The following is a 24,401-nucleotide window of genomic DNA, read 5'->3' as shown; positions in this document are numbered from 1 at the left end:
GCACCAGGCAGGCAGCTTCGCGTTTGAACTCAGGGGTAAAGGTACGGCGTTGCTTGGTCATCAGACACCTCTCTGTGGCGAGCATTCTCGCCTAAATGGGTGTCCGGAATCATTAGACCACTACAGTCCGTGAAGTGGGCGCCTGGCCATTCGAGGACTGTGCTGAGTCGTTTGAAGACTCACGTATTTGCGCTGCTAGGCGCACGCGCCATTTTTGATCTGGATACAGTCGACAGCTCTATTCGAACTAAAGCTTGGGAGTACGGACGATGACGGGTATCAGCAGGCTCTCTCCAAAACCTTAAAAGGGGAGTAGGCCGGTGCGATGGGCAATTACTGATTCGACTTCAGTGCGCCTAGGGTCGAGTGGGATGATCTTTCTAGGAAAACGAAATGGAAGGGTTTGAGGGTTTTGAATTGGCTTACAGCGTCCAGGTCGGGGACGGCCAGATGCTTGAACTGCTGGTCGATGAGATCGAATCAGGCGGCTCCTGTTGGCAGATCAGCAACGCATGCGGGCAGGCTCTTAGCCGCTCGAAACGTTACGAGACCAGGCGCACTGTTCGCGCGAAGGCCTGAACAAAACTCTCAGCTAGGAAAGCGACCAATGACTACTGGATCTAAATCGCCGCTCATCTTTCTTCTGTCAGGATAGGCCAAGGCGCAACCTTCACCACAGGAGATGAATAAGGATAATTGTGTCCCCTTATGAAAAAGCTGACACAATCATCCTTATTGGCCAAACGATGAAGGTGTGTTTGTCGTGCCTCGCACTACGTCCTACAAAACGTCAAGATTTGGTGCGGTCGTGCATTGAAATCAATTGCGCGTTGCCCAGACATTTTTATCCCGATTGTCGTACAGGCAGAGTGAACCTTCGTCACTCAATTTTACATACCCTCCAGGTACCGTCAATGGAGCTTCCCAGGTGATAACTCGCTCATTTTCCATGACGGAGAATTGGCCACTCTCATTGACACCGCAACGCCATGCAGATCTCCTGGTAGTGCCAGATGACCATACAGACCGACGTAAACCATTCAAATCGTATATCATCAAGACTCCTTGATCCGATTGATAGCTAGCAGCAAAGCGACCATTTCGAGATAGTAAGAACTGACCAGGGGTCAGATACTCGCCTGGCTTGAGTGTGTCGCCCATGTCGTGCGTCACGGTGTTGGGGTCTTCTGCGATACAGAACACTAAGCGTCGCTCAGCCCCAGCTTTCGCCTCATCGGCATGGACCGTCAGTGTATAACCAAACATACAGTACTGCTTGGCTTCAACGTTATCGCACGCATCGTATGCCAGCCTCGTTTCGGCATTGCGACCCACTAGCCCGATTTCACTTTTGATGCTACCGAACTGCGGATTAGTGAATCCCAAGATCAAGGAGAATGGGGTTCCTTCCAGTCGCCATTTACCAGCGCCACTGACGCCTGTCATGATAGCCCCTTGACCATTTGCTACCGTCCACAGAGTTACACCCACTGGGTCCTTTGCATCCACAGGGACAACGTTCAATGGCATGGGACCGGCAAATGTTGTGCCCGAGTCAAAAAAGCTTTTCTCCCAGAGCAATCGCCTCCTTGTGGCATTCACTACGACCAGCTCAAGGGTCCGGTGACGTGCTGCGAATTCCTTTGTACCTTCAAAGGCGGCATACAAGTTCATTACCGCACTCCTAAGCGCGGTGACCGAATTTACGACATTGGCACCCTGATTGATTGCTTCGGTAATCTGACCTGCTGCGGAGGTGTAGCTGGCCAACCGACCAGGACTCATGAGGTCAAGCTGGTGCTCCAGCTCTTTAATCTTGAGCTGTTGTTCCAGTTGCTGCTGATGTTCAGCCGACTTTAACGGGGAGCTGTTGTCTTTTTCCATTCTTTATCTCCTAGTTCCTTGCTCATATGGACTCGCTTTGCCGGTCGCGACCGTGCATAGGTAGTATCCTCACATCACTCATCGGATGATACCCTGTGTAATACGTATTGACAGTGCGTCCAAAAGATCAGTTGTCGCGCGCTCTTCCGGCCTGTTTTAGAAAGCAAATGTTCCCGATGCTTTTCCACTGTGCGCGGACTTATGCCTAAAATTCTGGCCGTAACCTTGCTACTAATCCCGCGGCACAAATACATGAGCACTACTGACTCGGCGGGCGTAATAGGAGCCTCAAGTTTAGGGGCGAGTAATTCCCAATCTTGAAATGATAACGCGCTGAGTTCATTGATTGCGTTTACAGAGGGCGACTCGGTCTTGCGCTTAATGCTACTTATATGTTCACTTATAGTGTTTGGGTTGATCTTTAATTTCTTGGCTATTTCCTTGTTCTCATGTCCGCTCTTGATAAGCGCTAGTACCTGATTCTCTCTAGAGGTTAGCATATGCGAGCAGGAACACTTTTTTTTGCTCAATATCATTGTCCCCATATTAAATCCCCTGTGGACGGCCGTGGCGAGGCGCAAAGAATTAATGTGCAACTGAACATAAAGTTTGCAGTTGGGAGAGAGTTAATGCAGCGATATAAGTCGATTGCTATAGAGTTATCTGGTAGCGAAGCGAGTTAAGAAATCCTCATCCGGGTTTACCTGCGGTGGGTTTTTTTCTCGCTCACGCTTTGGATGTGTCACTGGTTACAAATTTGATAACACAGCCCAACATGAGGATTGCTGATAAGCAAAATATCGGTTCCCTCATTCGACGAAATGGATGATACTGGCTGGTTTGCTTGGCGCTTTGGGTCGAAGTTGCGCTATACCAATATGGCTCAATATTAAGATTGAAGTGAAACCTAGGGCCTTGAGCATATCCTATGAAATCGGCGAAATAGCCATATCCGAAGCTAGGTTTTAAACAAGAAATTGCTGCTTCGAATGGCGATCGCGCCCTGTGCTCATTGCATCGTACCCCGCACAAAGCTATCGAGATCAGCGATGCTGCCATTAAATACATCGAAGTCCGCAGGCTTCGGGCTTCCATGAAACTCGCTTGCGCGTTGCCAGAAGGCGAACCTTGTCCAGGCAGGAGGCAGCCGGGGTTCCTGCGCGCCGGTCCAGTCAGCGATCCACAGTGGGTAGGTGGCGAATTGCGGGTGATCCAGGTAGCGGCTGCCCATGTTCCAGTTGGTGTACAGCAACGGTCTGCAGTGCATGCGCTCTTGTACCCTGGTCAGAGCGCGGATCAGTACCTGACGGACTTGGGCGACATCAGGCGATGGCGTGCGCGAGGGCAAACTCTGTTCTTCGAAATCCAGTGCGAGGCACAGGTCACGGGGCTGAGCCTCACCGATCGCTCGTACCGCGATGTCGACCTGAGAGATAGGGTCCTGGTCGATACGCAGGAACAGGTAAGCGCCCCGGTACAGGCCCTGACGGCGCATGAGCCGCCAGTTGATGGCGAACTCCGGGTCCAGGCGTGTGCCGAAGGCCACGCGGGTGAATGCGAAGTCGATATCCGCAGCGACCTCCAGCACCGCCTCGGCACCAGACGTGCCTGAGCCCGACCACTGCGAGACGTCCAGTCCCCGAGGTAAGCTCCGCGGGACCGGGGTGAGTACGGTGCTGCCGGCTGCTGGCGCCGGACCTGTAGCAGGGGGGGCGACTTGAGGCGTGCCAGTCACCCGTGCCGGTTGGGCCTTGCGCAGGTGGTCGTTGGCATAGATGCCCAGAGCCGCAGCCAGGCAGGTGATCAGCAGGCCACTGATCGCCAGTAACAAGCCGTGACTCTGTACCCAATGGCGCTGGAGTATTTCACCGGCCTGCGCATCGTTAGGCCGGTCGACGTTCACCGAGTGCTGAGTGGTGGCTGTCGAGTCGCTGGGAGGAGGGCGTAGCCTGAGCCTTTCGAGTCGAGTCTGTTGTTGAGGGCGTGCCAGTCTGGCCAGCAGTTGCACGCGCGCGCTGGGACGAATCTGTAACAGGCCATGCGTGGCTGCTTGCATGAGCTCACAGGCATCCGAAGGCAGGGCAATGCTGCGGTACAGCACCTGGCCTTGTCGATTATTGATGGTGGAAGGATCGTCGGTGTAATCGCCGCTGTCGTTGATGATGATTCTGGGTTTGTTGTCCACCATCTCGACTCGGGGTGTACCGAAAGTCGCACCGATGCAACGCAACTCGGCGTTGGCTGGCACGGGTGGGCGGTGGACCAGCGCCAGGCCTGAGGCGATGAGGCGTTCCAGGAGCATGGCAATTTCCAGGGTGTGCGCCAAGGTATTTTCCGCTTCGCAGAAAATGGCCTGCGGTACGTAAAGGAATGCGCTGCGATGGGACGGTTGAAGGATTAGCGCGCGCTGGGATGCATCGTCAAACCAGCTGTCACGCCAAAGATCCCGTAACGGTGTTGGACCGCCGCAGGTCAGGTCAAGAAGGGTGCCGAGCCAGGCACGCTCCTGATGGTTCAGGGAAGTGGGGAGGTCATCGTTACGCGCTGCTTTCATGGGGCCTATCTCCGAAGGACGGCGAGCCAGCGTGATGGTGGGGGAGCCACCCATCACGCTGGAGGGTTATAGCGCGGGGCCCCGGGCGAGGATGTGCTGAACGGCGCCGGGGTAGTGTTGGCGCTGCGGACGTCAGTTTCCGCTGCCGTCCCCGCTGCCATCGCCGTTGCTGCCGGTTGTCGTGCTGGAGCTGCTGGAAGTACCGGCGGGGCCGGCGTCATCGGCGGAGATGCTGATGTACTTGTTCGGGTAGTACTTGGCCATCCACGTCTGAGCCAGTTGCGAGGCGGTAATGCGCTTGAGGTAGTAGGTGATGGGGGCGCCGAGATTGCCAGCCAGGCATTTCTGTATGTAGTCGTCCAGTGCGTCCATCATCGAATTGGTGTCGATGACCTTGTTCGCCCCATCGTCGATTTCTGAAAGCGCCGACAGGGCACTCTCCATCTGGTTCGACTTCATGGCCATGAACTCCTGGCCGGTGCGCGCCCGGTCGGCGGCCGACGACACCGACTCCTGGTCGGTCTGGGTCACGCCCTGGAGTTTGAGCAGCGCAGTCATCGACGAGGCGCCGTCGAAGTCGGTGAACTGCTTGACGCCCATCTTCACCTGGTTGGACTTGATCGATGGGATCGAGCCCACCGTGGTCAACGTACAATGGGAGGTTACATTCTGCGAGGACAGCAGCGCCTTGGCGTCATTGCTGAAAGAGCTGTTGACCCCAAAGCCACCGGAGACGCTTTCGAACCAGCCAGCAACCTTGAATTGGGTCTGCAGCGACGAGGCGACACTTTCCATTGTTTCGCTACTGCGGGTGTCGGTGGTGTTGAGGATATGCACCATGCCAATGAAGCAGGAACCCATGGTCGCCCCAGATAACAAGGTAAGGGCTTTTTCTTCCTTGGTGTTGGCCTGTAGCGCGACCTTTTGCATGGATGCGATGGAGTCGGTCTTGATCATGTTGTCGGGGAAATAGGCATTGAATGCGCGGATGCCTTTGTCGACGTCGAGGATGAAGGGGGCCAGCAGCACGGCGTCCTTGTGCGTACAGGTAACGCTGATCACCAAGGTGCCGGAGATACTGTGGTTTTCTACCTGGCTATTGACCTGACTGGCTGCCGACCCCGAGGCCTGGGAGGCGAATTCGTCACCGAAGATGCCGACCTGGCCGCTGATGAATGAGGCGATCTTCGAAGCGTGGGTACCGGACTGCTGGCTGTTCTGATCGAGGCTGAAGTACTGGACGTTCATCCGCAGGCCGTCTGCCGACAATGGCATTTGTTTGATCTGGGTGCGGTTGAAGTCGACCGGGCTTTCCACTGAATCGCTGATGCCGGACATCTTCGCCTTAAGCGGTTGAATGGCCTTGATGGCATCGACCTTGGCCTTGGCGAACGCCTGAGCGGCCGCGGACACGTCTTTGCCGACAGCAGCCGACTCGGTGTCGACGTCGCTTGTGTCGATGCCCATCCCGGCCAGTTCCTGGGACGTCATGTCCAGTGAACGCTTGGCAGCAATCAGCGAATTGAGGGTGTCTTCGGCTGCGTCGGCTGGGGCCTGTGCGGCGGCGATCTGTTCCAGCACATCGAGCCGTTCGAGGCTGACCAGATTGCCAAGTGCCAGGGCCGGGTCATAGGGAATTGTGGAAGGCATGGTGGGTGCTCCTGCGTGGTAGGTTGAGTTGTGTTCTGCAATGTGTACGACTAGAAGCGGCTGGCCAATGAGCCAGCTGGGGCCGCCAGGGGGCGGTAAGCCTTGAGTTGCCGGCGCGAGACGCCGAACGTGGCGTGCAGCGCCTCCGGTGTCCAGTCCTGGTTCAGGGCCAGGCGAATCGCGGCACGACGAAGGGCGAGGAACAGCCCCCAGACGCTGGGGATGTCGATCTGGCCGTTGACATCGGCCAACTCGCGCCACAGGGCGTAGGTGGTTTCGGGGACGTACAAGCCGGTCTGTTGAAGGAAACGTTGTGGTCGGGTCGGCAGGTAGAGGCGCCTGCCGCCGTGGGCGTTGACCAGATCAAGGATCAGGGCGAAATCGGTGTCTTCGGCAATCTGCGCCAGAGACCCGGGCAGACAGCCGATCACCAGTTCACGGTTGCGCTCGCAGAACTCCAAGCACATCTGCCGGGAGTCGCCGGTCATCAGTGCTGCGCCACCCAGCAGATAGAGAAAACACTCACCTTTGCATGGGGCACCTACCAGCCATTGTTCCTTTGAGTTTTTTTCCATTTCGCTTTCCCCTCGGAATTTCCTTGTGATCCGATGAGTTCACGCTAGCGATCTGCCACCGTGCAAAGTAGGGGAACAAAAATCCCTGTTTGCAATGAGCCTGGTTGGGCGAACTTGGCCGGAAAAAGCAGGATTCGGGGAGCATTGATCCCCTACCGGCCAACCTGGATGGGCGCCACGCTCACTAGACCTTCTCACGGATTGATCATCAGCCGGGGGGGAGGTGGGAGATGGCCGATGATCGGCCATTCAGGTATCCAAGAAAAGGACCACACCATGCTTCGTATCCTGGAAAAAGACTACGCCAATACCCTGTTCGAGGCCTACAAGGGCTACAAGCCGGGGGCAAAAGGCGACGGCAACTTCGACTCGGTCGTGCTGCGCGCGGTGAGTGACATTCTCCACACGCATCCAGCGACGGGGATTCCCCAGCTGGGCAGCGACCAGAAATCCATTAGTCTCTCGAAACCGGCGACGGTCACCGCGGCCAACCTGCAGAGCTTGTTCACCGGTGCGGCCACACCCTCTTACAACGTGATCTTGCTAGGTGAGGCACACAACAGCCAGGCCGACATTGCTCGCGCTAATGGTCTGCTGGCGGCACTCGCCACCCACCCAGCGGCCTTGACGGCCAGCATGGCGGTGTTCGAGCGGGGGATGTCATACAAGACACCTTCATCGGATGTAATCGCCAGTGTCTTCGAGGAGGTAGTTGTCAAACCCGACAACGTCCCGGTGTCGACACCGGCCACTTGTCCGCGAGGGCTATCCGCCTTCTGTGCCGGGTTGACCGCCAGCCAGCGCTCCATGGCGGTGGCCGGGTACATGGCGGCCTGCGCAGGTGCGGGGCCACAAGGTGGTAAGGCGAATTTCCTGGTGTTCTTCGGCGCCAACCACCAGGACATCCTCACGTACTTCGAGAAATTCGTCACTCAGTGCGGTGTGCCGCATATGTGCAAACTCCAGCGCAACTACACGTTTGTTAAATCCAACGTATGATGAGGTTGCTGGCAGCGTGGTAGACGCTGCCAGCCCTTCACTGCCGCTCTGTAGGCGGGGCCTTGGTCGCCCGACCCAGAGGAGCTCCACCTAGCTAGCTGTTCTTTTGAACGATGAAGTCAGTAACCAACCTGTCACGGCCTCGGCCGAGGCAATGCTCAGCAGATTTGACCCCGCCACTGGCGTGAGGCAGGAGCGCGCGGATCATCTTCGGCGAGCCCCACTCCCCAAATGTGGTCGTACGGGCTCGCCTCGACTAAGCCGGGCTAGGGCTTCGCGCGAGGCTTGTGAGCTTCTTTGCCAATTTGCACGAAAAAACAATGGAGGGAGGCGTTTGGGATGGTTTGAGCGATGACGAAATAGGCGTTTAGCCTTGAAACCGGCATCGATGGCCCGCGACGACGCCTAGAAATGTGAATAAAGTCAATCATTTGCGCTCCAAGCCCCGGCCCAATAAACCGGGGCCGAGGCCGTAGAGGGGCAGGCTTCGGCCTGGCCGAGTTTCCAAGTTGTCCGGTATTCCTACCCTATACAAAGCTGCCCCCAATCCTGCTGGTAGCGATTAGTGTGCTGAGTAATATCCCAAGCCTGATCCTTGCGGGCAAACGTGACACTTCAGCATGATTGTCGCGTCCTAGCGTCCTAGCGTGCTGTCGTGACAACTCCTACGGCTCATGATGCACTTTCGGACGACACTGAACCTTGCGGAAGCTGGCCTGGAGGGATAAATTCATCGGGTCGCAACCGATTGTGCGACCGGGTTTGGCGACCCGTACGAAAAGGCGCAACGGCGCCCCGATCACGATTGCAGGCGCTTTTTTTGCGTCCGCTGTCTCGTGTAATGGCGGCTGTGCGTGGGAGACCCTCGGGTCTGCCGGGTTCCTTTTCCTCGGTTCGCCAACCTGCGTACAGCTGCCACCCTAACCGTTTGGCGACGGTCAGCGTGGTGTTCTAACCGAAAAGGACCTCATGCATGCTTACCCTAAGCCTATCCAGGATCCTCGCATCCGTTCTCCGCCGCCGTCGCCCTTCGCCGGCTCCCGAACCCCACCGTTTCTACCCCATCTACGACCCGTCACGTCCGCACAGCACACCCAAGCAGGTGCCCCATGACTGACCAGGAACGCTTGTCCACAATCCAGAGCTACGCCTGGACCCTCGAACTGCTCGGCGAAGCCCTGGTGCAGCATGACGAGATGCTCGAGTGCGAACACAACCCTCACCTGAGCTTCCGAAACACCGCAGGTATCCACCAGGCGATCCGGATCATCAGCCAGCTCGCCAGTGAGCAGTGTTCGAAAGTGAGCCTTATGCAAGGCGAAGCCAGCTAGCAGGGGCAGATCAAGGGCTGTCTGTGCCTCCCGTAACAGGGCAAGTCCAGGCACCCCCGATCAGTCGTTGTAGCCTGTAAGCCCTGCCTTGCAACGCGAACGCGGTCTCCGGTTTGCACCGGAGGCCCGCTCACACAGCCTGCCCCTCCGATTGAAACCTCACCCCGCTCACGCTTCGTGCGCCGCCTCCGGCAACTGCACGGCCTTAGGCCTCAGCAGCGTGCTCAACCCCAGCAATAACACGGCACCGATCGCCATAATCCCCCAGGCCCAGTGCAACGAACTGAGCTGGTCACGGACAATGCCGGCAACCAGTGGCATGCTCGCTGCGATCAGGTAGCCGCCGCCCTGCACGAACGCCAGCAGGGCGCCCGCTTGGGTTGGTGAGTGGGTGTGGTCGAGGGTGACGATGAGCGACAGCGGGAACAAGGCACCGATGCCAAGCCCCAGGCACAGCGTGGCCACCACCGCCAGTTGCACAGGGGCGAGCATCAGGCAGGCCAGGCCGGCAAGCAATAGCAGTATCACCACGGTCAGCGGTTGCCTGCGGTCTGGGTAGCGATGAATGAGGGCTGAAACCAGCAGGCCGGCGATGACTTCGGTGACGGTGAGGGCGCCAAGCAGGTAACCCGCCTGGGTGGCCGTCCAGCCCAGTTCCACATAAAACGGCGGCAACCAGGCCAGCACCAGGGTGTAGGCGCCCGTGCCAATGCCGAAGAACAACAACAGCAACCAGGCCCGCCCGCTGCGGTACGGCAAGGTGGCATCGCTGTGGCTGCCGGGGTCGCTGCCGGCGGCGAGCAACCAGGCGATCAAGCCGACCAGCGCCGGCAAAGCCGCAACCCCCAACGTCAGTTGCCAGCCGAAGGTGCTGGCACCCGGTGCCGCAAAGGCAGCGGCCAGCGCGGCGCCGCCCATGATGCCGGTGGTGAACAGCCCCATCAGCATGCCCGCGCTTTGCGGGTGGCTGCGCTTGATGAAGGCGGGCATCAATGCCTGGATGACTGCAATGCCGACCCCGCCCAACGCGGCTGTTGCGATCAGCGCCGTGGCGGAGGTGATATAGGCCCGTGCGGCGCAGCTGATGACGATCAGCGTAATCCCCATCGCCACACCCCGCACTTCACCCACCAGGCGCAGCAGCCAGGGGCCGGACAGCGCGAACAACCCCATCATCATCACGGGCAGGGTGGTCAGCAGGCCGCCTTGGGCGTTGCTCAGGCCCAGGTCGTGTTGCAGGGTGCCGAGCAAGGGGCCGATGGCCGCCATGATGGGGCGTAGGTTCAAGCCGATCAGCATGGCCAGTAGGCCTATGCACGCTTTGCTTGGCATATCACGCATGTTGAAGTGGCTCCTGCAGGAAGGTGCATAGCGCCTGGTTGAAGGCCTGGGCGTACGGGATGTTGAACACGTGGCCGTCACCCGGCAGGGTGACCTGGCGGGCATGGGCGATGCGTTGGGTGATGTCTTCGGCTTCCGAGCGTGGGCTGATCAGGTCGCCTTCGGCGGCAAGTACCAGGGTCGCTGCTTGAATGGCTGGTAATTGATCGCGCAGGTCGTAACGCTTCATGCCATTGCACCAGCGGATCTGGCTTTGCGCTGACAGTTGAGCGGCCTGAGCGTGCCAAGCCTGGTAGAGGCATTGGCCGTCGGCCGAGGCGGCATAATCAGCGCCCACCAACGCCGGCCAAGTGGCCTTGAAACGCTTCAGGCAGCCGTCCGCCTGCGCAAGGTTTGCGGCCCACTCGTTCAGCAGCCCTTGGCGATACGGGCTGTTCATGCTGGCGAATGTGCCGGCGACCACCAGTTGCTGTACGGCCTCAGGTGCATGGCAGGCCATTTCCAGTGCCACCATGCCGCCCAGAGAAAGGCCGACCAGGTGGGTACTTTCCAGCCCCAGGTGGTCGAGCAGGGCCAGCATTTCCAGTGCCTGGGCATGGGCCGTGATACCTTCGGGCGCTTCGCTGGACGCGCCGTGGCCCAGCAGGTCGGATACGATAACGCGGTGGCCCAGGCTGAGCAGTGCACTGGCTTGGGGCCCCCAGGCGCGCCCGCTGTTGCCCAGGCCGTGCAGCAGCAACACTGGGCTGCCGGCGCCTGAGTCGTAGTAATAGTGCCGATGCGGTCCGTGTACGAAAAATGCCATGTGCTCTCCTGATCCTTCAGTCGTATCGTCAGCAAGATAGCTTAACGTTAAGATAGTTTAAAGGCGTCGGCGTTCAGGAGTTTGCACGGGTTAACAGTTGATCAATTGCCCGGTGAAGGACAGCTATGAACGATCATGTGGATTTCGTCGTCGCGCAGTGGGCGCAGGCGATGCCCTCGGTGGACGTCACATCCATGGAGATTTTCGGGCGCATGGCGCGCATCCAGAAGCACCTGGAGCGCATGCGCGCCGAAGCGTTGGCACAGTTCGGCTTCAAGGAAGGCGAGTTCGATGTGCTGGCGACGCTACGCAGGGCAGGGGCGCCGTACCGCCTGACGCCAACCGAGCTTTACCGCTCTTTGTTGATCACATCCGGGGCGATGACCAACCGGCTGGCCCGGCTGGAAAGCGCCGGCATGGTCGAGCGCGTTGCCGACGACCACGACAAGCGCAGCTACCAGGTGGCGCTGACGGCGGCAGGTAAGGTGTTGATCGAGAAGGCTCTGCTTACACATACTGAGATTCAGGAGCTGGTGCTGGCCCCTTTGAGTGCCAAGCAGCGCGCAGGTTTTGCCCAGCTGTTGAAGCAGGTGCTCGCGTGTCTGCCTGGCGAAGGGGCGCCCAGCCAATGAACCGGAAAATTCAGGAGGAATTTTCATGCTGCACAGCAACTACCTCAAGCAGTTGGATCTGCAAGACATCGTGGTGTTTCTCAACCTGCTCGAGCTTCGCAGCGCCAAGCGCACCGCCGAGCTGATGAGCGTCAGCCAGCCTACCGTCAGTTATTGTCTCAAGCGCCTGCGTGGCTGCTTCGATGACACGCTGTTTTCTTCTTCCCAGGGCGTGTTGCTGCCCACCACCAAGGCCGAGAAAATCGCGCCCTACCTGCGCGTGGTGGTCGAGTCGGTCAACCGCTGCGCGGAAGACGACAGCACGGCTTCGCCGCAGGCGGTGCGCAAAATCTGGAGGCTCTGCGCCCCGGAATATTTCGAGTTGTCATTCCTGCCCCAGGCCTTGGCGGTGTTGTCCCGCAACCACGGCAATACCTCGCTGCACCTGGACCGCCTGAGCCGCGACTTGCCAGTGGACCGGCTGATATCCGGCGAAATCGACATCGCCATCGGTTTTGGCCCGGGCTACCACCAGATGCACCCCGAGTTGCAATGGCAGCCGGTGCTCAATGACGACTTCGTGTGCCTGACCAGCCAGAACACGCTGGCCAACGAGGGGGCCATGAACCTCGATGAGTTCTGTGCATCGCCCCATGTGTTCCCTACGCCATGGATCTCGGAAAAGAACATGGTCGACAGCTGGTTGGATAAAGTCGGCCGTTCACGCAACGTGCTGGTGCGCGCCAACGGCTATCAGGCCTGCGTGAACATCGTTGCCGCCGTGCCTTGCACCTTGGCATTGCCGGCGCGCTTGTTGCCGCACCTGCGCATCGCCCCGCAAGTAAAAGTTTGCCAACCGCCGCTGGGCTTTCCCAGTTTTACGCTGGACATGATCTGGGCGCGCGATCGCAGTGACAGCAAGGATATTTCCAGCCTGCGCGCGTTGGTCGAGCACGTGGCCGAAGCCTTGTTGACGGAACGGTGACACGGCCTATTTAAATTTTCGCAACGCCTTTAGATTTCTTAAAACCAGCAGCGTGCTCATTTCACTTACTGTGTGGTCATCGGGTAGCGGATGTCTACCTGACCCCACAGTTCACGGAGGAATGAGTCATGTTGGCGCAAGTTCAACCCTGGGTGTTCCCTTATTACCGGCAGCCGACCCCCTGTTACGGTTTTGAATGTGTAGTTGCTGTTGACCGTGATATGCGGGTCAGCGACGGTATCAAGGGTGCAACGCTTTACGAAGACCTGGCCCACAGCGGTGCGGTCATCTACCGCGATTTTGCAGATACCCTTGCAGACTTCAATGAGTTTGTCAGCGCACACTCGTCGCGCGTCACCTTTGACCCGGCACGCAAGGCAGCTACCTCCAACACCGCGGAAATCGAAGCGGGTGTGCACGAGATGGGCCTGCACCGCGAGAATGGCAACCTGCCGTTCAACCCTGATCTGCAGTGGTTCTATTGCCTGGAAGCGGCTTCGGTCGGGTCGCAAACTACCCTGTGCGATGGCCAACGGGTGTTGTTCGACTTGTCGGCTAAAACCAGAAAGTTATTTGAACAGCGTGATATTCGTTATGCCCGGCGTATTCCATGGCAGAACGTCAAACGCTTCCTCAGCATCGAACTTCAGTTACCGCTGGAGGCTATTACGGATGACCACCTGCAGCAGGTCAACGACCAAGTAGCGGGGCAAACTTACCGGCGCATCGATCAAAACCTTATTGCGTCAGAGTTGATTATTTCCGCTGTCGAAACCAGTTGCTTCAGCGGGCGCAAGGCCTTCTGCAATTCGATGCTCGGCCCTAGCGTCAATTACGAACCGCCGCGTATTACCTGGGCTGATGGCGAAGATATCGCCTTGGACATCTGGGATGAAATCAAGGAAGTGACCGAACGCAATACCTACAGCCACTTCTGGCAGAAAGGCGACATCGTGGTGATCGACAACACTCGCGTCATGCACGGCCGCCGCCGACTGGAAGACACTTCGCGGCGCATTTTCGGCGCTCAGAGCTACCGCATCGCAGGGACCAGCCAATGATCAGCAAAAAAATGCAGGACTACCTGGCGGCAACGCCCGACCGCATCGTCATCCGTGAAATGAATGGCCGCACCCACACGCTGCACGAACTGCGACGCGATGTGATGCGCCTGGCCAGTGCCCTTGAAGGGCGCGTGGGGCGCTGTGAACGCAAGGTCTTCGGTATCGCCATGCGCTCATGCTACGAGTGGGTCTATACGCTGCTGGCGATTCAGAAAGTCGGTGCAGTGTTGTTGCCGGTGCCTATCGAGTTCTCCGACGACCAGATCGGCAGCCTGCTGGGCAAGGCCGCCGCGGTGTTCGTCAGCGACGAGCAAACCGCCAGCCGGCTGCACGGCATCCTGCCGGGCAAGGCCTGCTTCATTCCTGGCCAGCTGATGAACCAGGCCATCGGCGAGGAGTGGCGCAACGAGGATGAGTTGATCCCGGAGGGCATCGTTTCGATCATCCATACCTCCGGCACCACCTCCAAACCCAAGGGGGTGATGATTCGCGACGAGGCCGTGGGGCTGCTGGTGGACAACGTCATGAAGCGCCTGCCACAGCAACCGCTGCACTACTTCTCGATCGTGCCGATGAGCTTGTTGATCGAACAGGTGCTCGGCGTGTTCATCCCGATTCTGTCGGGCGGTTCACTGACGTTGATGCCCGAGGGCGTGACCGAATATGGCGCGGCGAGCGGCAATGCCCGGCAGTACCTGGAGCTGATCGCACCCAACCAGCCCAACTTCCTGTACCTGCCGCCCAAGTTGCTTGAGGAAGCCAATGGGCTGCTTGAGCATTGCACGGTCGAGCAGCTGTTCGGCCCGCAACGGCCGCATATCATCACCGGCGGCGCGAAGATTCCGGCCACAGTGCTGGAGGCGCTGGACGCGCGCGGCGTGCAGGTGTTCGAGGCGTATGGCCTGAGCGAGAACTCATCGATCATCTCGCTGAACTCGCCCGCCGAGCGGCGCATTGGCTCGGCCGGCAAGCTGCTCGACGGTATCGAGCCCAAGCTGGTCGATGGCGAACTACTGGTGCGCACGCCCACCCTGTGTGCGGGGTACTACAACGCTGACGATACCGCCTGCGACCTGTCCGACGGCTACTTGCATACTGGTGATATCGCCGAATTTCGCGACGGTTACCTCTACATCACCGGGCGCAAGAAACACGTGATCATCCTTTCCACGGCGCGCAACATCTCGCCGGAGTGGGTGGAGAACGTCTACAAGGAGAGCCCGCTGGTGGACGACATGATCGTCATGGGGGAGGGCAGGGACGAGCCCTGCGCCATCGTGCTCAGTGCTGCGGGCGCGGAGCGCGTACGCAGCGAAATGGCCCGCCTGGAACATCGCCTTGCCGATTTCGCCCGGGTTCGCCAGGTGCGCGTCATCGAGGATATCGCCCTGTTCCGCGAGCAGTTCTACACCGTGACCGGGCGGCCACGGCGCGCGGAAATCGAAGCCCGCTTCATCGACCAGCTGTACGCCTGAGTACGAGGGAGCCAGCATGTACATCGTGCGTAATTTCTATAAAGGCCGGCCCGGTTACCGATGCCTGCAAGAGGCGGTGCGGGCGCACTACCTCAAGCACTACCAGGCAACGCCAGAACCTGAGCCCGATCTGTTCGTATGCCTGACCGACCCCAACGGTGGCGCACCAGGCTATGCCTGTGCCGGCATCAGTTACGGTGATTCCGGCAAGCTCTTCAGTGAGTACTACCTGGATCAGGGGCTGGATGAGCGCTATGGGCTGGACCGCGCTCGTATCGCCGAAGTGGGCGCCTTCGCTTCATTTCGCAGTGGCAGCGGTGCAGGCAAATACCTGCTCAACAATGTCATCAAGACCTTGGCGCTGCGCAACTTCGGCCTGGTGGTGCTGACCGCTACCGAACAGGTGCGCCAGTTGCTGGCGCCGATCGTCGACAACCTCGACGACCTGGGCGGTGCGGACAGGGGGCGGGTAAGGGACCCAGGCGTCAATTGGGGCTCCTATTACGACCACAGACCGCGGGTGGTGGTGTCGCGTTTGTCATCGCCCAGCATCTGGATGAGTGCACCTGCACCCGGCCTCGCCCATCCCCATTTCGCCAATCAGGCATCTGCCTGACCTGATCACCATGCCGGGCATCACTGTGCCCGGTGTGCTGGAGGTAAACATGAACGCGACCAAGCGTTACGAGAATTTCATTGTGTTCCTGGCGCCGCTGATCAACAGCGTTGGCGGCATCGCCATCGACCTGTATGCGCCCAGCATTCCTTCCATCGGCCGGGAACTGTCGGCCAGCCCGGCATTGATGCAGAACACCATCACCATCACGCTCCTGTTCTATGCGATCGGCCAGCTGTTCTTCGGGGTCATGGCCGATGCCCGCGGGCGCAAGCCGGCGGTTCAGTTGGGCCTTTTGGTGTTCCTCGGCGGCAGCGTGCTGGCAACGGTTGCCAGCTCGATAGAAATGCTGCTGCTGGCCCGAGCGCTGCAAGGGTTCGCTATCGGCGCTTGCCAGGTGGTCGCGCGGGCTTTGCTGGTGGACGTCGTCAAGGGGCCTCGCTTCTATGTGGCGATCATCTACCTGAGCCTGGCCTTTGGCCTGGGCCCGGTCATCGCGCCCTACGTGGGTGGGCTGATCGAAGTGCATCTGGGATGGCGCTACAACTTCGTGCTCTATGCGGTATACGCGGTGATCGTGCTGGCCTTCGTGCTGGCGGGGCTCAAGGAGTCGCTGGGGGTGACGGGCAGGCGCAGTGCACTGCAGACCATCGCAGGCTACCGCTGCATCCTGGCCGACAGTCGCTTTCGTTCATCGGTCGTCGTGCTCGGTTCCAGTTTCTCTGCCTTCTTGCTGTGGAACGTGTTCGGGCCGCACATCGTCCAGGAGCGCCTCGGGCACAGCGCTCAGTACTTTGGCACCACGGCGCTTGCCGTAGGCAGTTGCTACCTGGTGGGGACCTTGGTCAACCGCGCGCTGGTCCGTCACGTCAATGCGCATGCCTTGATGTGGGCCGGGATGGCGCTGTTCCTGCTCGGTGTGGTGGTGATCGCGGCGATGCCGGGCGGCTTGAACCTGGTGAGTATCCTGGGTGGCATCATGCTGGTCGCATTTGGCCAAGGTTTCATCTTCTCCAATGCCATGGCCCGTTCCATGTCCCTGTTCCCGGATCGGGCAGGGGTGGCGGCAAGCTTGCAGGGCTGCTTGATGCTGGTGTTCGGCTCCCTTGCCTCGGGCATCGTCAGTGCCTTGCCGCTGGCATCCAACCTGGCCATCGCCGGCGTGTTCCTGGTGCTGTGGCTGGTATCGCTGTCGGGCATGCTGAGTGTGCGGATGCAACAGCAGGCGTCGGTGGCCTGAAGCCACGCAGTGCCGGGTGGGTTGGCTGGCGGGGTGGTGCAACGCCCCGCCATGCGCTGTCAGCGGATCAGGGCGGGGACCGCCCTTACGTAAATCAACTCACTGATCAGCTCGATCAATGTTTGCGTGATCACCGCCGCGGCCGCCAGCGTGCGCATGTCTTCGGGCAATGCGAGCGCCAGCGGCAACACCACCAGCGAATTGCGCGTGGCGCTGCTGAACGTCACCGAGCGGGCCTCGGCCACCGGCAAACGCAGCAGCCGCGCCGAGGCAAACCCCAGTACCGGGGCCAGCACCATGAAGCCGATGTACACCGGGATCACCGGCAGCAGGCGGTCGAAATCGCGCACCACCACGGCGATCTGCGAGCCGATCACAGCCACCAGCACCAGTGCCATCGCCGGCACCGGCATCCACGCCCAGGCGTCATTCCACACCGAAACGCTACGTGACTGGCGTGCTCCGGCCGAGGTGAGCACCGCCAGGATCAGCGGCAGCACGATCAGCAGCGCGAACGCCTCCACGAATGGCGTGATGGAAATCGCCACGTCGCTGCTGTCGCCCAGCATCACCGCCAGGTACACCGGCAACAACAGCAGTTGCACCAGTAACAACAAGGGGGTGGCGGCGAGGGTGAGGCGTGAGTCGCCTTTGCCGATGTGGGTGAACACCACCACGTAGTCGATGCAGGGCGTAAGCAGCACCAGCAGGGCGCCGATGAGGATGGCCGGGTGCTCGCCCAGGCCTCGGGTGGCGGCCCACACCAATAACGGCACGAGGATGAAGTTGGCCAGCAGCAGCGCGGCCATGAAGCGGCGGTTGCCCAGGCCTTGGCGCAGGTCCAGGAAGGGGATTTGCAGGAACATCGCGTACATCAGCACGGCAATGGCCGGGGTGACCAGTGCTTGCAGGTGGCGCGCGGTGTCGGTGGCCAGCAGGCCGAAGGCTGCGGCGGCGAGTACGGCAGCGAAATACAGCGCAATTTGATGGGTTTCGAGTTGCTCTCTGGTCAAGGCGGCGTCCTGGCGTTCGCGGTGGTGTGAGGTTGGCTTGCAAGGGTAAAGCTTGCCAGGCATGAAAAAGCCCGGCACGAGGGCCGGGCTTTTTCACATCAGGCTACTGCCAATCAGTTGCCGTACACCGGCAGCTTCTTGCAGATGGCCTTGACCTTTTCACGTACGGCGTCGATGACGGCGTCGTTGTTCAGGTCTGCGAGGATGTCGCAGATCCAGCCGGCCAGTTCTTTACACTCGGCTTCTTTGAAGCCGCGGGTGGTGACGGCTGGGGTGCCGAAACGCAGGCCCGAGGTCACGAACGGGGAACGTGGGTCGTTAGGGACCGAGTTCTTGTTGACGGTGATGAAGGCTTTGCCCAGGGCAGCGTCAGCATCCTTACCGGAGATTTCCTGCTTGATCAGCGACAGCAGGAACAGGTGGTTCTGGGTGCCGCCGGAAACGACGTCGAAACCACGCTCGATGAACACACTGGCCATGGCCTGGGCGTTCTTCACCACTTGCTGCTGGTAAGCCTTGAACTCAGGCTGCAGGGCTTCCTTGAAGCAGATGGCCTTGGCCGCGATGACGTGCTCCAGCGGGCCGCCCTGGGCGCCCGGGAAGACGGCGGAGTTCAGCTTCTTCTCGATGTCGGCGTTGGCACGGGCCAGGATCAGGCCGCCACGCGGGCCGCGCAGGGTCTTGTGGGTGGTGGTGGTGACCACGTCGGCGAACGGCACCGGGTTCGGGTACACGCCAGCGGCAACCAGGCCGGCAACGTGGGCCATGTCGACGAACAGGTAGGCACCTACTTTGTCGGCGATGGCGCGGAAGCGCGGGAAGTCCAGGACCTGCGAGTAGGCCGAGAAACCGGCAACGATCATTTTCGGCTTGTGCTCGACGGCCAGGCGCTCGACTTCGTCGTAGTCGATCAGGCCGTTGGCGTCGATGCCGTACTGGATGGCGTTGTACAGCTTGCCCGAGGAGCTTACCGAGGCACCGTGGGTCAGGTGGCCACCGTGGGCCAGGCTCATGCCCAGGATGGTGTCACCGGCCGACAGCAGGGCCAGGTAGACAGCGGCGTTGGCCTGGGAGCCGGCGTGCGGCTGAACGTTGGCGTAGTCGGCGCTGAACAGCTCCTTGGCGCGGTCGATGGCCAGTTGCTCGACCACGTCGACGTACTCGCAACCACCGTAGTAACGCTTGCCCGGGTAGCCTTCGGCGTACTTGTTGGTCAGGACCGAACCCTGGGCTTCCATGACGGCTGGGCTGGTGTAGTTTTCCGAAGCGATCAGCTCGATATGCTCTTCCTGGCGCAGAGCTTCTTGCTGCATGGCTTCGAAGAGCTCGGCGTCGTACTTGGCAATGGTCAAATCACGGCTGAACATAACGGTCCTCAAGGATCGGGCTGAATTGGGGGGGCATTCTAACCGATTGATTCGCGCCTGGCATATGAAGTGGCATCAAGTCGCGGACCAATGGCTTTCATGTTGCATCCCGCGCCCTGCCTGGGCTGGATGCGGGCGGTAGTTGACCTTGGGGTCCGCTTTTCGGGGCCGCATTGCGGCGGTTCCGCTGCCCGTTCTCTGGAGGGGCCTGCTTGCCGGCGATGAGGCCGGTGCCGGCAACCCTCACTGGAACATGAACAGCGTCTCGTTGCTGAACTGCGCCTCGAACTGGCTGGCCGGCATCGGCCGCCCGAACAGGTAGCCCTGCACCTCGTCACAGCCATGCTCACGCAGGAACTCCAGTTGCTCGTGGGTCTCGACGCCCTCGGCGATCACTGCCAGGTTCAGGCTGTGCGCCATGGCGATGATCGCCCGGGCGATCTGCGCGTCCTGCTCGCCTTCGGGCAGGCCGTCGACGAAGGTGCGGTCGATCTTCAGCACGTCGATGGGGAACTGCTTGAGGTAGTTGAGCGACGAGTAGCCGGTACCGAAGTCGTCCACCGCAATGCTCAGGCCCAGTACCTTCAGGCTGTCGAGTATCTGCATCGCTTCGTTCACATCGCGCATCAGGATGCTTTCGGTCAGCTCCAGCTCCAGGCACGCAGGCGGCAGGCCGGTTTCATCGAGGATGGTGGCGATGCGCTTGCCCAGTTGGCCGTCGGAGAACTGCCGGGCCGAGATGTTCACCGAGACCTTCGGCACGCGCACCTTGGCCTTGTGCCAGGCCTTGAGCTGGCGGCTGGCCTCACGCAGCACCCAGTCGCCGACATCCACCACCAGCCCCAGCTCCTCGATCACCGGGATGAAGTCGCCCGGCGGCACCAGACCGCGCGTCGGGTGGCGCCAGCGCAGCAGTGCCTCGGCACCGGTCAGGCGCTTGCCATCGCCGCTGAACTGCGGCTGGTAGTAGAGGATGAACTCGTTCTGCTCCAGGGCATGGCGCAGGTCGCTTTCCAGCTCCAGGCGCTCCAGGGCGCTGGCGTTCATCTCTGCCTGGTAGAACTGGAAGTTGTTCTTGCCGCGCTCTTTGGCGTGGTACATGGCGGTGTCGGCGTTCTTCATCAGTTGGCTCAGTTCGCCGCCGTCCTGCGGGCTGAGGGCGATGCCGATACTGGCGGTGACGAAGAACTCGCGCCCTTCGAGCACGAACGGCCGCACCAGGCTGGCGAGGATGTTCTCGGCCACGTGGATGGCGCGGTTGAGCGCCGTTTCGCGGGTGGCGCGCGATTGCAGCAGCAGGGTGAATTCATCACCGCCCATGCGCGCCACGGTGTCGTCATCGTCGACGCAGGCCAGCAGGCGCAGGGCCATGTCCTTGAGCATGCGATCGCCCGCAGCGTGGCCCAGGGAGTCATTGATCGGCTTGAAACGGTCCAGGTCGAGGAACATCAGTACCACCCACGATTTCTGCCGCTCAGCTTGTTGCAGGGCGGTGTGCAGGCGGTCCTGGAACAGCGTACGGTTGGGCAGGTGGGTCAGGGCGTCGTAGTAGGCCAGGCGATGAATGCGCTGTTCGCTGGCCTTGCGCTCGCTGATGTCAGTGAAGAAGCACACGTAGCTGGCCAGGTCGCCTTCGTCATCGAGCACCGCGGTTATACCGACCCAGGCCGGGTAGTGCTCGCCACTGCGGCGCTTGAGCCACACTTCGCCTTCCCAGCTGCCGCGTTGGTGCAGCTGTTTGAGGACGTAGCGCAGGTGGCCTTCCTGCTGGTCGTCGACCGTCAGCATGCTGGGCAGCTGGTCGAGCACATCGCTGACCGAATACCCGCTGACCCGGCTGAACGCTTCGTTGGCCTGCACGATGTAGCCGGCCGGGTCGGTGATGAGGATGGCCGAGGTTGAGTGTTCGAATACCGTGGCGGCCATGCGCAGGTCTTTTTCCGCCCGGCGTTGCTGGCTGATGTCGCGGCCCACGCCCAGCACACCCTCGAAGCGCTCGCGGTCGTCCCACACCAGCACCAGGCGCAGCTCGATAGGGATCTTGCGGCCATCGGCGCGCAGGCAGTCGAACAAGAACAGCTGGTTGGGCAGGTGCTGGCGCAGATGCGCCAACTGTTCCCGGTCGCCCATGGCCTTGCTGACCCGTTCCATCAGGCTGTAGATGCCGGTGAGCTGGGACGGGTTGGCGACGATGGACTGCCAGCCGTTTTCAAAGATCCAGTCGGTGTTGTAGCCCAGCACTGCCTGCACCGATGGGCTGACGTAGTTGAGCTGCAGCTTGCTGTCGGTGGAGAAGATCACGTCGCTGATGCTTTCGGCGAGCATGCGGTAGCGCTGTTCGCTGTCGCGTAGCGACTGGCTGGCCTCGATCTGCACGGTGACGTCCTTGCCCACACCGATGATGCGGGTAACCTGGCCATCGCTGTCGCGGGTCAGCACTTGTTCACGGATGTCGTAGCAGCGCCAACCGCCGTCGCGGTGGCGGAAGCGCAATTGGCAATGCAGCGACTGGCCGTGGCCGTTGTCGCGTTGCTGCTGGCGCAGCGCCTGGTAGTGCGCCGCATCTTCGGGATGCAGTAGCAGCTCCCAGAACCGTTCGCCCATCTGCGCCAGCTCGGTACGGTCGTAGCCCAAGGTCTCGCCGAGGTGGCGGTTGCTGAAGATCATCCGTTGGCTGAGTATGTCCTGCACGTATAACTGGTCGGGCACGGTACGCACCACGTCCGACCAGAAGCTTTCGCGCTCCAGCAGCGACAGCTCCACCTGCTTGCGGCTGGTGATGTCGCTGATGCTCAGGATCACCGCCTGGTAGTCGCGGCGCTGTTCCGGCAGCCGCGCCATCAGCCACAAGTGCAGCTCCCCCCCGAGCGGGGCGGGCAGGCGCACTTCGAGTTCGAGCAGCGGGCGCTGTGCGATCAGCGCATCGATCAGCTGCATGCCGACGCTGGCACGGCCGTCGCCGCTGCCCTCGATCAACCGTTGCCAGGCCCCTTCGTGGGAGTCGACGTTGAGCAGGTGGCGCGCCACCTGATTGATTTCGGTGATCTTCAGCTCCTGCAGCAGCGAGCGGCGCAGGCTGGCGTCCAGCGCCAGGCTCTGCTTGAGCGCGGCGAGGTTGCGCAGGTGGTAACGGTCAAGCTGGCCGGGTAAGCTGGAGAGGTCGAGCACGCACAGGGCTACGCCGGTGCCCTCGAAAATTTCCTGGTAGCGCCGGCGGTCATCCTGCAAGGCGCGCTGGCGGCGGCGCATATTGATCAGTGCCAGCACCGGCAGCAGGGCACAGAACAGCGCTAGCAGGCACTTGCCCAGCAGTGCCGGCAACAGTTTCTGCTGGGCAAGGCCTGCATCGAACAGGCCACGCAGCTGCCAGACACTGTTGTCGATGAACACCAGCATCACGCTTTGCAGGGGCTGGTCGCTGGTCTGCGCTGGCGCGTGGCGTTCCAGCACCTCGCCGCTGCGGCTGTTCTCCAGCAGCCACAGAGGTTGCCCGGGGCCGTCCAGGTGCTGGGTCAGGGTGCGGTAAAAATCGTTGGACAGGCGCAGCAGCCAGTAGCCGCGACCCTGCTCGGCGGCCTGGCGCAACAGCAGGTAGACGGTGCGGTTGTCCGCCGAGTTGGCGAAGAAATAAGGCCGGCCCTGGTTCAGCGCGAACAGCTCGTCAATCTGCGCATGGTCGGGGCTGCCGGCCAGGCTGTCGCTCAGTAGCCGCCCGCTGTGGTCCAGCCAGGCCAGGTCGCGCAGGTTTGGCAGGCGCTCGCGCAGCGTGTCGAGCAGGCTGGGCAGGGCGGCAGGCGTCGGCGCTTTGCCATACGGCTGCACCACATTCAACGCCTGCTGGGCCTTGAGCGCCATGTTCAGGCCCAGGTGGTCTGCCAGTTCGACGCTTGCGTCCAGGTGCTGCTGGCGCTGTTCGGCCTGGGTGTGGCGGAACTGCGAGAACATTTGCCAAAGCAGCAACGCCAGCAGCAGCAGGGCCAGCAGGGCCAATGCACCTTTGACCGAGCCACGCACCGAAGTGGCTGGGGCCGGTGTAACGGTGCGCGGCGAGGACGGATGATTGAGATTGGTCAAGCGTTGGTCCTGCTATTGGGCTGGCGACGGCAGGGATTGATATGCACGGTGGATACCGGTGCCTGGGCGACCGGACCGTGGTGGCGCACTATAAGGCCGTATACCCGAAACGGGCTAGCATGCCTGTCATTATGGCAAAGTGCCAGTCCTGCTGTCGGGTGCCGACGGTCGTGGTGGCACCTGCCCGTTCGGCAATGCCCGGCTTGCTGTGCGAGAATGCCGGCCGCTTCAATGACAACGCATCGGAGATGTTCGGTTTTGGTTACTCACTTTTCCACCAATGGCCTCGATTCCGCCTGTGGGCGCAGCAGTCAGACCCTTGTCAGCACTGCCGTGACCGAGGATGTATCCTGCAAGTCGTGCCAGCGTTCGCTGGTCAAACCTGAGGCTTCGGCTTCGAAAACCAAGGCGCCGTCGCTGGCCGAGCTGCGCAAGACCGCCAAGGCGGCTGCAGCACCGGCTGAGATTGAGGCGGCTGCCAAGCCTGCCACCAAGGTCGTCAGCAAAACACCGGCTAGCAAGCCTGCCGTGCAGCCGGCCAAGGTTGCCGAGCAGCCTGCCCGCAGCGGTGGCTTCAGCGTCAAATCCGCCTGGGCCGCGCGCCTGGCCGGGCAGGGCGACCGTTGCCGGTTGCCGCGTGGCACGCGTGGCAAGGCCAAACAGCGTCACGTCTGATTTTTGTGTGGTCAGTGCCGGCCTCATCGCCGGCAAGCCGGCTTGTATGGTTAGACTTGAAGGGGTGGTGGGACTAAATGCCGGATTCTGACTGTTGACGCAGTACAGACTGTGGGAGACATCGCCCCACCCCTTCCACCAA

At 60.7% G+C, this 24,401-nt stretch carries 20 protein-coding genes; 10 read left to right on the top strand and 10 right to left on the bottom strand.

Translation table 11 applies throughout. The annotated features are described in order from the left end of the window. Positions 1 to 393: 393 nt before the first annotated feature. Positions 394 to 579, top strand: a complete 186-nt coding sequence (locus JNA92_RS25275; protein WP_241807199.1) for a hypothetical protein — start codon at positions 394 to 396, stop codon at positions 577 to 579. A 240-nt stretch (positions 580 to 819) separates the two neighbouring features. Here the strand turns inward: JNA92_RS25275 and JNA92_RS25270 are convergent, their stop codons facing one another. The 5 genes from JNA92_RS25270 to JNA92_RS25255 form a co-directional block, all read right to left on the bottom strand. Next, positions 820 to 1,884 carry a hypothetical protein gene (locus JNA92_RS25270; protein ID WP_241807198.1) on the bottom strand — a complete coding sequence of 355 codons (1,065 nt, stop codon included), beginning with the start codon at positions 1,882 to 1,884 and terminating at the stop codon, positions 820 to 822. A gap of 74 nt (positions 1,885 to 1,958) precedes the next feature. Next, on the bottom strand, positions 1,959 to 2,384 hold the full coding sequence (locus JNA92_RS26250; protein WP_431312484.1) for a response regulator transcription factor: 426 nt from the start codon (positions 2,382 to 2,384) through the stop codon (positions 1,959 to 1,961). Positions 2,385 to 2,893: 509 nt separating this feature from the next. After that, positions 2,894 to 4,438 carry a glycoside hydrolase family 25 protein gene (locus JNA92_RS25265; protein ID WP_241807197.1) on the bottom strand — a complete coding sequence of 515 codons (1,545 nt, stop codon included), beginning with the start codon at positions 4,436 to 4,438 and terminating at the stop codon, positions 2,894 to 2,896. 132 nt (positions 4,439 to 4,570) lie between these two features. Beyond that, positions 4,571 to 6,088, bottom strand: coding sequence for a hypothetical protein (locus JNA92_RS25260; RefSeq protein WP_241807196.1), 1,518 nt, complete (start codon positions 6,086 to 6,088; stop codon positions 4,571 to 4,573). A 50-nt stretch (positions 6,089 to 6,138) separates the two neighbouring features. Then, positions 6,139 to 6,663 (bottom strand): hypothetical protein, encoded by a 525-nt coding sequence (locus JNA92_RS25255; RefSeq protein ID WP_241807195.1) that lies wholly within the window; start codon positions 6,661 to 6,663, stop codon positions 6,139 to 6,141. 276 nt (positions 6,664 to 6,939) lie between these two features. On the opposite strand from JNA92_RS25255, the gene JNA92_RS25250 reads away from it, so the two are divergent. Beyond that, positions 6,940 to 7,662: a hypothetical protein gene (locus JNA92_RS25250; protein ID WP_241807194.1), complete on the top strand. Its 723-nt coding sequence runs from the start codon at positions 6,940 to 6,942 to the stop codon at positions 7,660 to 7,662. Positions 7,663 to 8,771: 1,109 nt separating this feature from the next. Then, a complete protein-coding gene (locus JNA92_RS25245) occupies positions 8,772 to 8,993 on the top strand; it encodes a hypothetical protein (protein ID WP_241807193.1) in 222 nt (73 codons plus the stop codon). A 168-nt stretch (positions 8,994 to 9,161) separates the two neighbouring features. Here the strand turns inward: JNA92_RS25245 and JNA92_RS25240 are convergent, their stop codons facing one another. Beyond that, the gene (locus JNA92_RS25240; RefSeq protein WP_241807192.1) at positions 9,162 to 10,334 is read right to left on the bottom strand and encodes an MFS transporter; all 1,173 of its coding nucleotides are present in this window, start codon (positions 10,332 to 10,334) and stop codon (positions 9,162 to 9,164) included. Then, a complete protein-coding gene (locus JNA92_RS25235; RefSeq protein ID WP_241807191.1) occupies positions 10,327 to 11,139 on the bottom strand; it encodes an alpha/beta fold hydrolase in 813 nt (270 codons plus the stop codon). Before JNA92_RS25235 ends, JNA92_RS25240 begins: the two co-directional genes overlap by 8 nt. A 125-nt stretch (positions 11,140 to 11,264) precedes the next feature. Here JNA92_RS25235 and JNA92_RS25230 point away from each other — a divergent pair, with 125 nt between their 5' ends. The 6 genes from JNA92_RS25230 (at position 11,265) to JNA92_RS25205 (ending at position 17,130) form a co-directional block, all read left to right on the top strand. Then, positions 11,265 to 11,771 (top strand): MarR family winged helix-turn-helix transcriptional regulator, encoded by a 507-nt coding sequence (locus tag JNA92_RS25230; RefSeq protein WP_241807190.1) that lies wholly within the window; start codon positions 11,265 to 11,267, stop codon positions 11,769 to 11,771. A 25-nt stretch (positions 11,772 to 11,796) separates the two neighbouring features. Further along, complete coding sequence (locus JNA92_RS25225) at positions 11,797 to 12,735, top strand: LysR family transcriptional regulator (protein WP_241807189.1); 939 nt, start codon at positions 11,797 to 11,799, stop codon at positions 12,733 to 12,735. Positions 12,736 to 12,863: 128 nt separating this feature from the next. Further along, entirely contained in the window at positions 12,864 to 13,796 is a 933-nt protein-coding gene (locus tag JNA92_RS25220) for a TauD/TfdA family dioxygenase (RefSeq protein WP_241807188.1), read from the top strand. After that, positions 13,793 to 15,274 carry an AMP-binding protein gene (locus tag JNA92_RS25215; protein WP_241807187.1) on the top strand — a complete coding sequence of 494 codons (1,482 nt, stop codon included), beginning with the start codon at positions 13,793 to 13,795 and terminating at the stop codon, positions 15,272 to 15,274. The genes JNA92_RS25220 and JNA92_RS25215 overlap by 4 nt, the downstream gene beginning before the upstream one ends. A gap of 16 nt (positions 15,275 to 15,290) precedes the next feature. Continuing rightward, positions 15,291 to 15,890, top strand: a complete 600-nt coding sequence (locus JNA92_RS25210) for a thermostable hemolysin (RefSeq protein ID WP_241807186.1) — start codon at positions 15,291 to 15,293, stop codon at positions 15,888 to 15,890. A 49-nt stretch (positions 15,891 to 15,939) separates the two neighbouring features. Further along, positions 15,940 to 17,130, top strand: coding sequence for a multidrug effflux MFS transporter (locus JNA92_RS25205; RefSeq protein ID WP_241807185.1), 1,191 nt, complete (start codon positions 15,940 to 15,942; stop codon positions 17,128 to 17,130). 59 nt (positions 17,131 to 17,189) lie between these two features. On the opposite strand, the gene JNA92_RS25200 is transcribed toward JNA92_RS25205, so the two are convergent. The 3 genes from JNA92_RS25200 to JNA92_RS25190 all read right to left on the bottom strand — a co-directional run bounded on the left by JNA92_RS25200 (position 17,190) and on the right by JNA92_RS25190 (position 23,584). Then, positions 17,190 to 18,143: an arsenic resistance protein gene (locus JNA92_RS25200; RefSeq protein ID WP_241807184.1), complete on the bottom strand. Its 954-nt coding sequence runs from the start codon at positions 18,141 to 18,143 to the stop codon at positions 17,190 to 17,192. Positions 18,144 to 18,256: 113 nt separating this feature from the next. Next, entirely contained in the window at positions 18,257 to 19,510 is a 1,254-nt protein-coding gene (gene glyA / locus JNA92_RS25195) for a serine hydroxymethyltransferase (protein ID WP_241807183.1), read from the bottom strand. A 243-nt stretch (positions 19,511 to 19,753) separates the two neighbouring features. After that, positions 19,754 to 23,584 (bottom strand): sensor domain-containing protein, encoded by a 3,831-nt coding sequence (locus tag JNA92_RS25190; protein ID WP_241807182.1) that lies wholly within the window; start codon positions 23,582 to 23,584, stop codon positions 19,754 to 19,756. Positions 23,585 to 23,842: 258 nt separating this feature from the next. Between JNA92_RS25190 and JNA92_RS25185 the strand changes: the two genes are divergently transcribed. Continuing rightward, positions 23,843 to 24,259: a hypothetical protein gene (locus JNA92_RS25185; RefSeq protein ID WP_241807181.1), complete on the top strand. Its 417-nt coding sequence runs from the start codon at positions 23,843 to 23,845 to the stop codon at positions 24,257 to 24,259. Positions 24,260 to 24,401 lie beyond the last annotated feature (142 nt).

It is taken from the genome of Pseudomonas putida, from assembly GCF_022627325.1.
In the GTDB taxonomy this organism is placed as follows: Bacteria; Pseudomonadota; Gammaproteobacteria; order Pseudomonadales; family Pseudomonadaceae; genus Aquipseudomonas; species Aquipseudomonas putida_X.
The sequence above is the reverse complement of the archived record's forward strand: the minus strand, read 5'-3'. Positions and strand labels throughout refer to the sequence as shown.

Coding starts and splice junctions, on each gene's coding strand:
- JNA92_RS25275 (WP_241807199.1), top strand. CDS start 394: ATGGAAGGGTTTGAGGGTTTTGAATTGGCTTACAGCGTCCAGGTCGGG.
- JNA92_RS25270 (WP_241807198.1), bottom strand. CDS start 1,884: ATGGAAAAAGACAACAGCTCCCCGTTAAAGTCGGCTGAACATCAGCAG.
- JNA92_RS26250 (WP_431312484.1), bottom strand. CDS start 2,384: ATGCTAACCTCTAGAGAGAATCAGGTACTAGCGCTTATCAAGAGCGGA.
- JNA92_RS25265 (WP_241807197.1), bottom strand. CDS start 4,438: ATGAAAGCAGCGCGTAACGATGACCTCCCCACTTCCCTGAACCATCAG.
- JNA92_RS25260 (WP_241807196.1), bottom strand. CDS start 6,088: ATGCCTTCCACAATTCCCTATGACCCGGCCCTGGCACTTGGCAATCTG.
- JNA92_RS25255 (WP_241807195.1), bottom strand. CDS start 6,663: ATGGAAAAAAACTCAAAGGAACAATGGCTGGTAGGTGCCCCATGCAAA.
- JNA92_RS25250 (WP_241807194.1), top strand. CDS start 6,940: ATGCTTCGTATCCTGGAAAAAGACTACGCCAATACCCTGTTCGAGGCC.
- JNA92_RS25245 (WP_241807193.1), top strand. CDS start 8,772: ATGACTGACCAGGAACGCTTGTCCACAATCCAGAGCTACGCCTGGACC.
- JNA92_RS25240 (WP_241807192.1), bottom strand. CDS start 10,334: ATGCGTGATATGCCAAGCAAAGCGTGCATAGGCCTACTGGCCATGCTG.
- JNA92_RS25235 (WP_241807191.1), bottom strand. CDS start 11,139: ATGGCATTTTTCGTACACGGACCGCATCGGCACTATTACTACGACTCA.
- JNA92_RS25230 (WP_241807190.1), top strand. CDS start 11,265: ATGAACGATCATGTGGATTTCGTCGTCGCGCAGTGGGCGCAGGCGATG.
- JNA92_RS25225 (WP_241807189.1), top strand. CDS start 11,797: ATGCTGCACAGCAACTACCTCAAGCAGTTGGATCTGCAAGACATCGTG.
- JNA92_RS25220 (WP_241807188.1), top strand. CDS start 12,864: ATGTTGGCGCAAGTTCAACCCTGGGTGTTCCCTTATTACCGGCAGCCG.
- JNA92_RS25215 (WP_241807187.1), top strand. CDS start 13,793: ATGATCAGCAAAAAAATGCAGGACTACCTGGCGGCAACGCCCGACCGC.
- JNA92_RS25210 (WP_241807186.1), top strand. CDS start 15,291: ATGTACATCGTGCGTAATTTCTATAAAGGCCGGCCCGGTTACCGATGC.
- JNA92_RS25205 (WP_241807185.1), top strand. CDS start 15,940: ATGAACGCGACCAAGCGTTACGAGAATTTCATTGTGTTCCTGGCGCCG.
- glyA (WP_241807183.1), bottom strand. CDS start 19,510: ATGTTCAGCCGTGATTTGACCATTGCCAAGTACGACGCCGAGCTCTTC.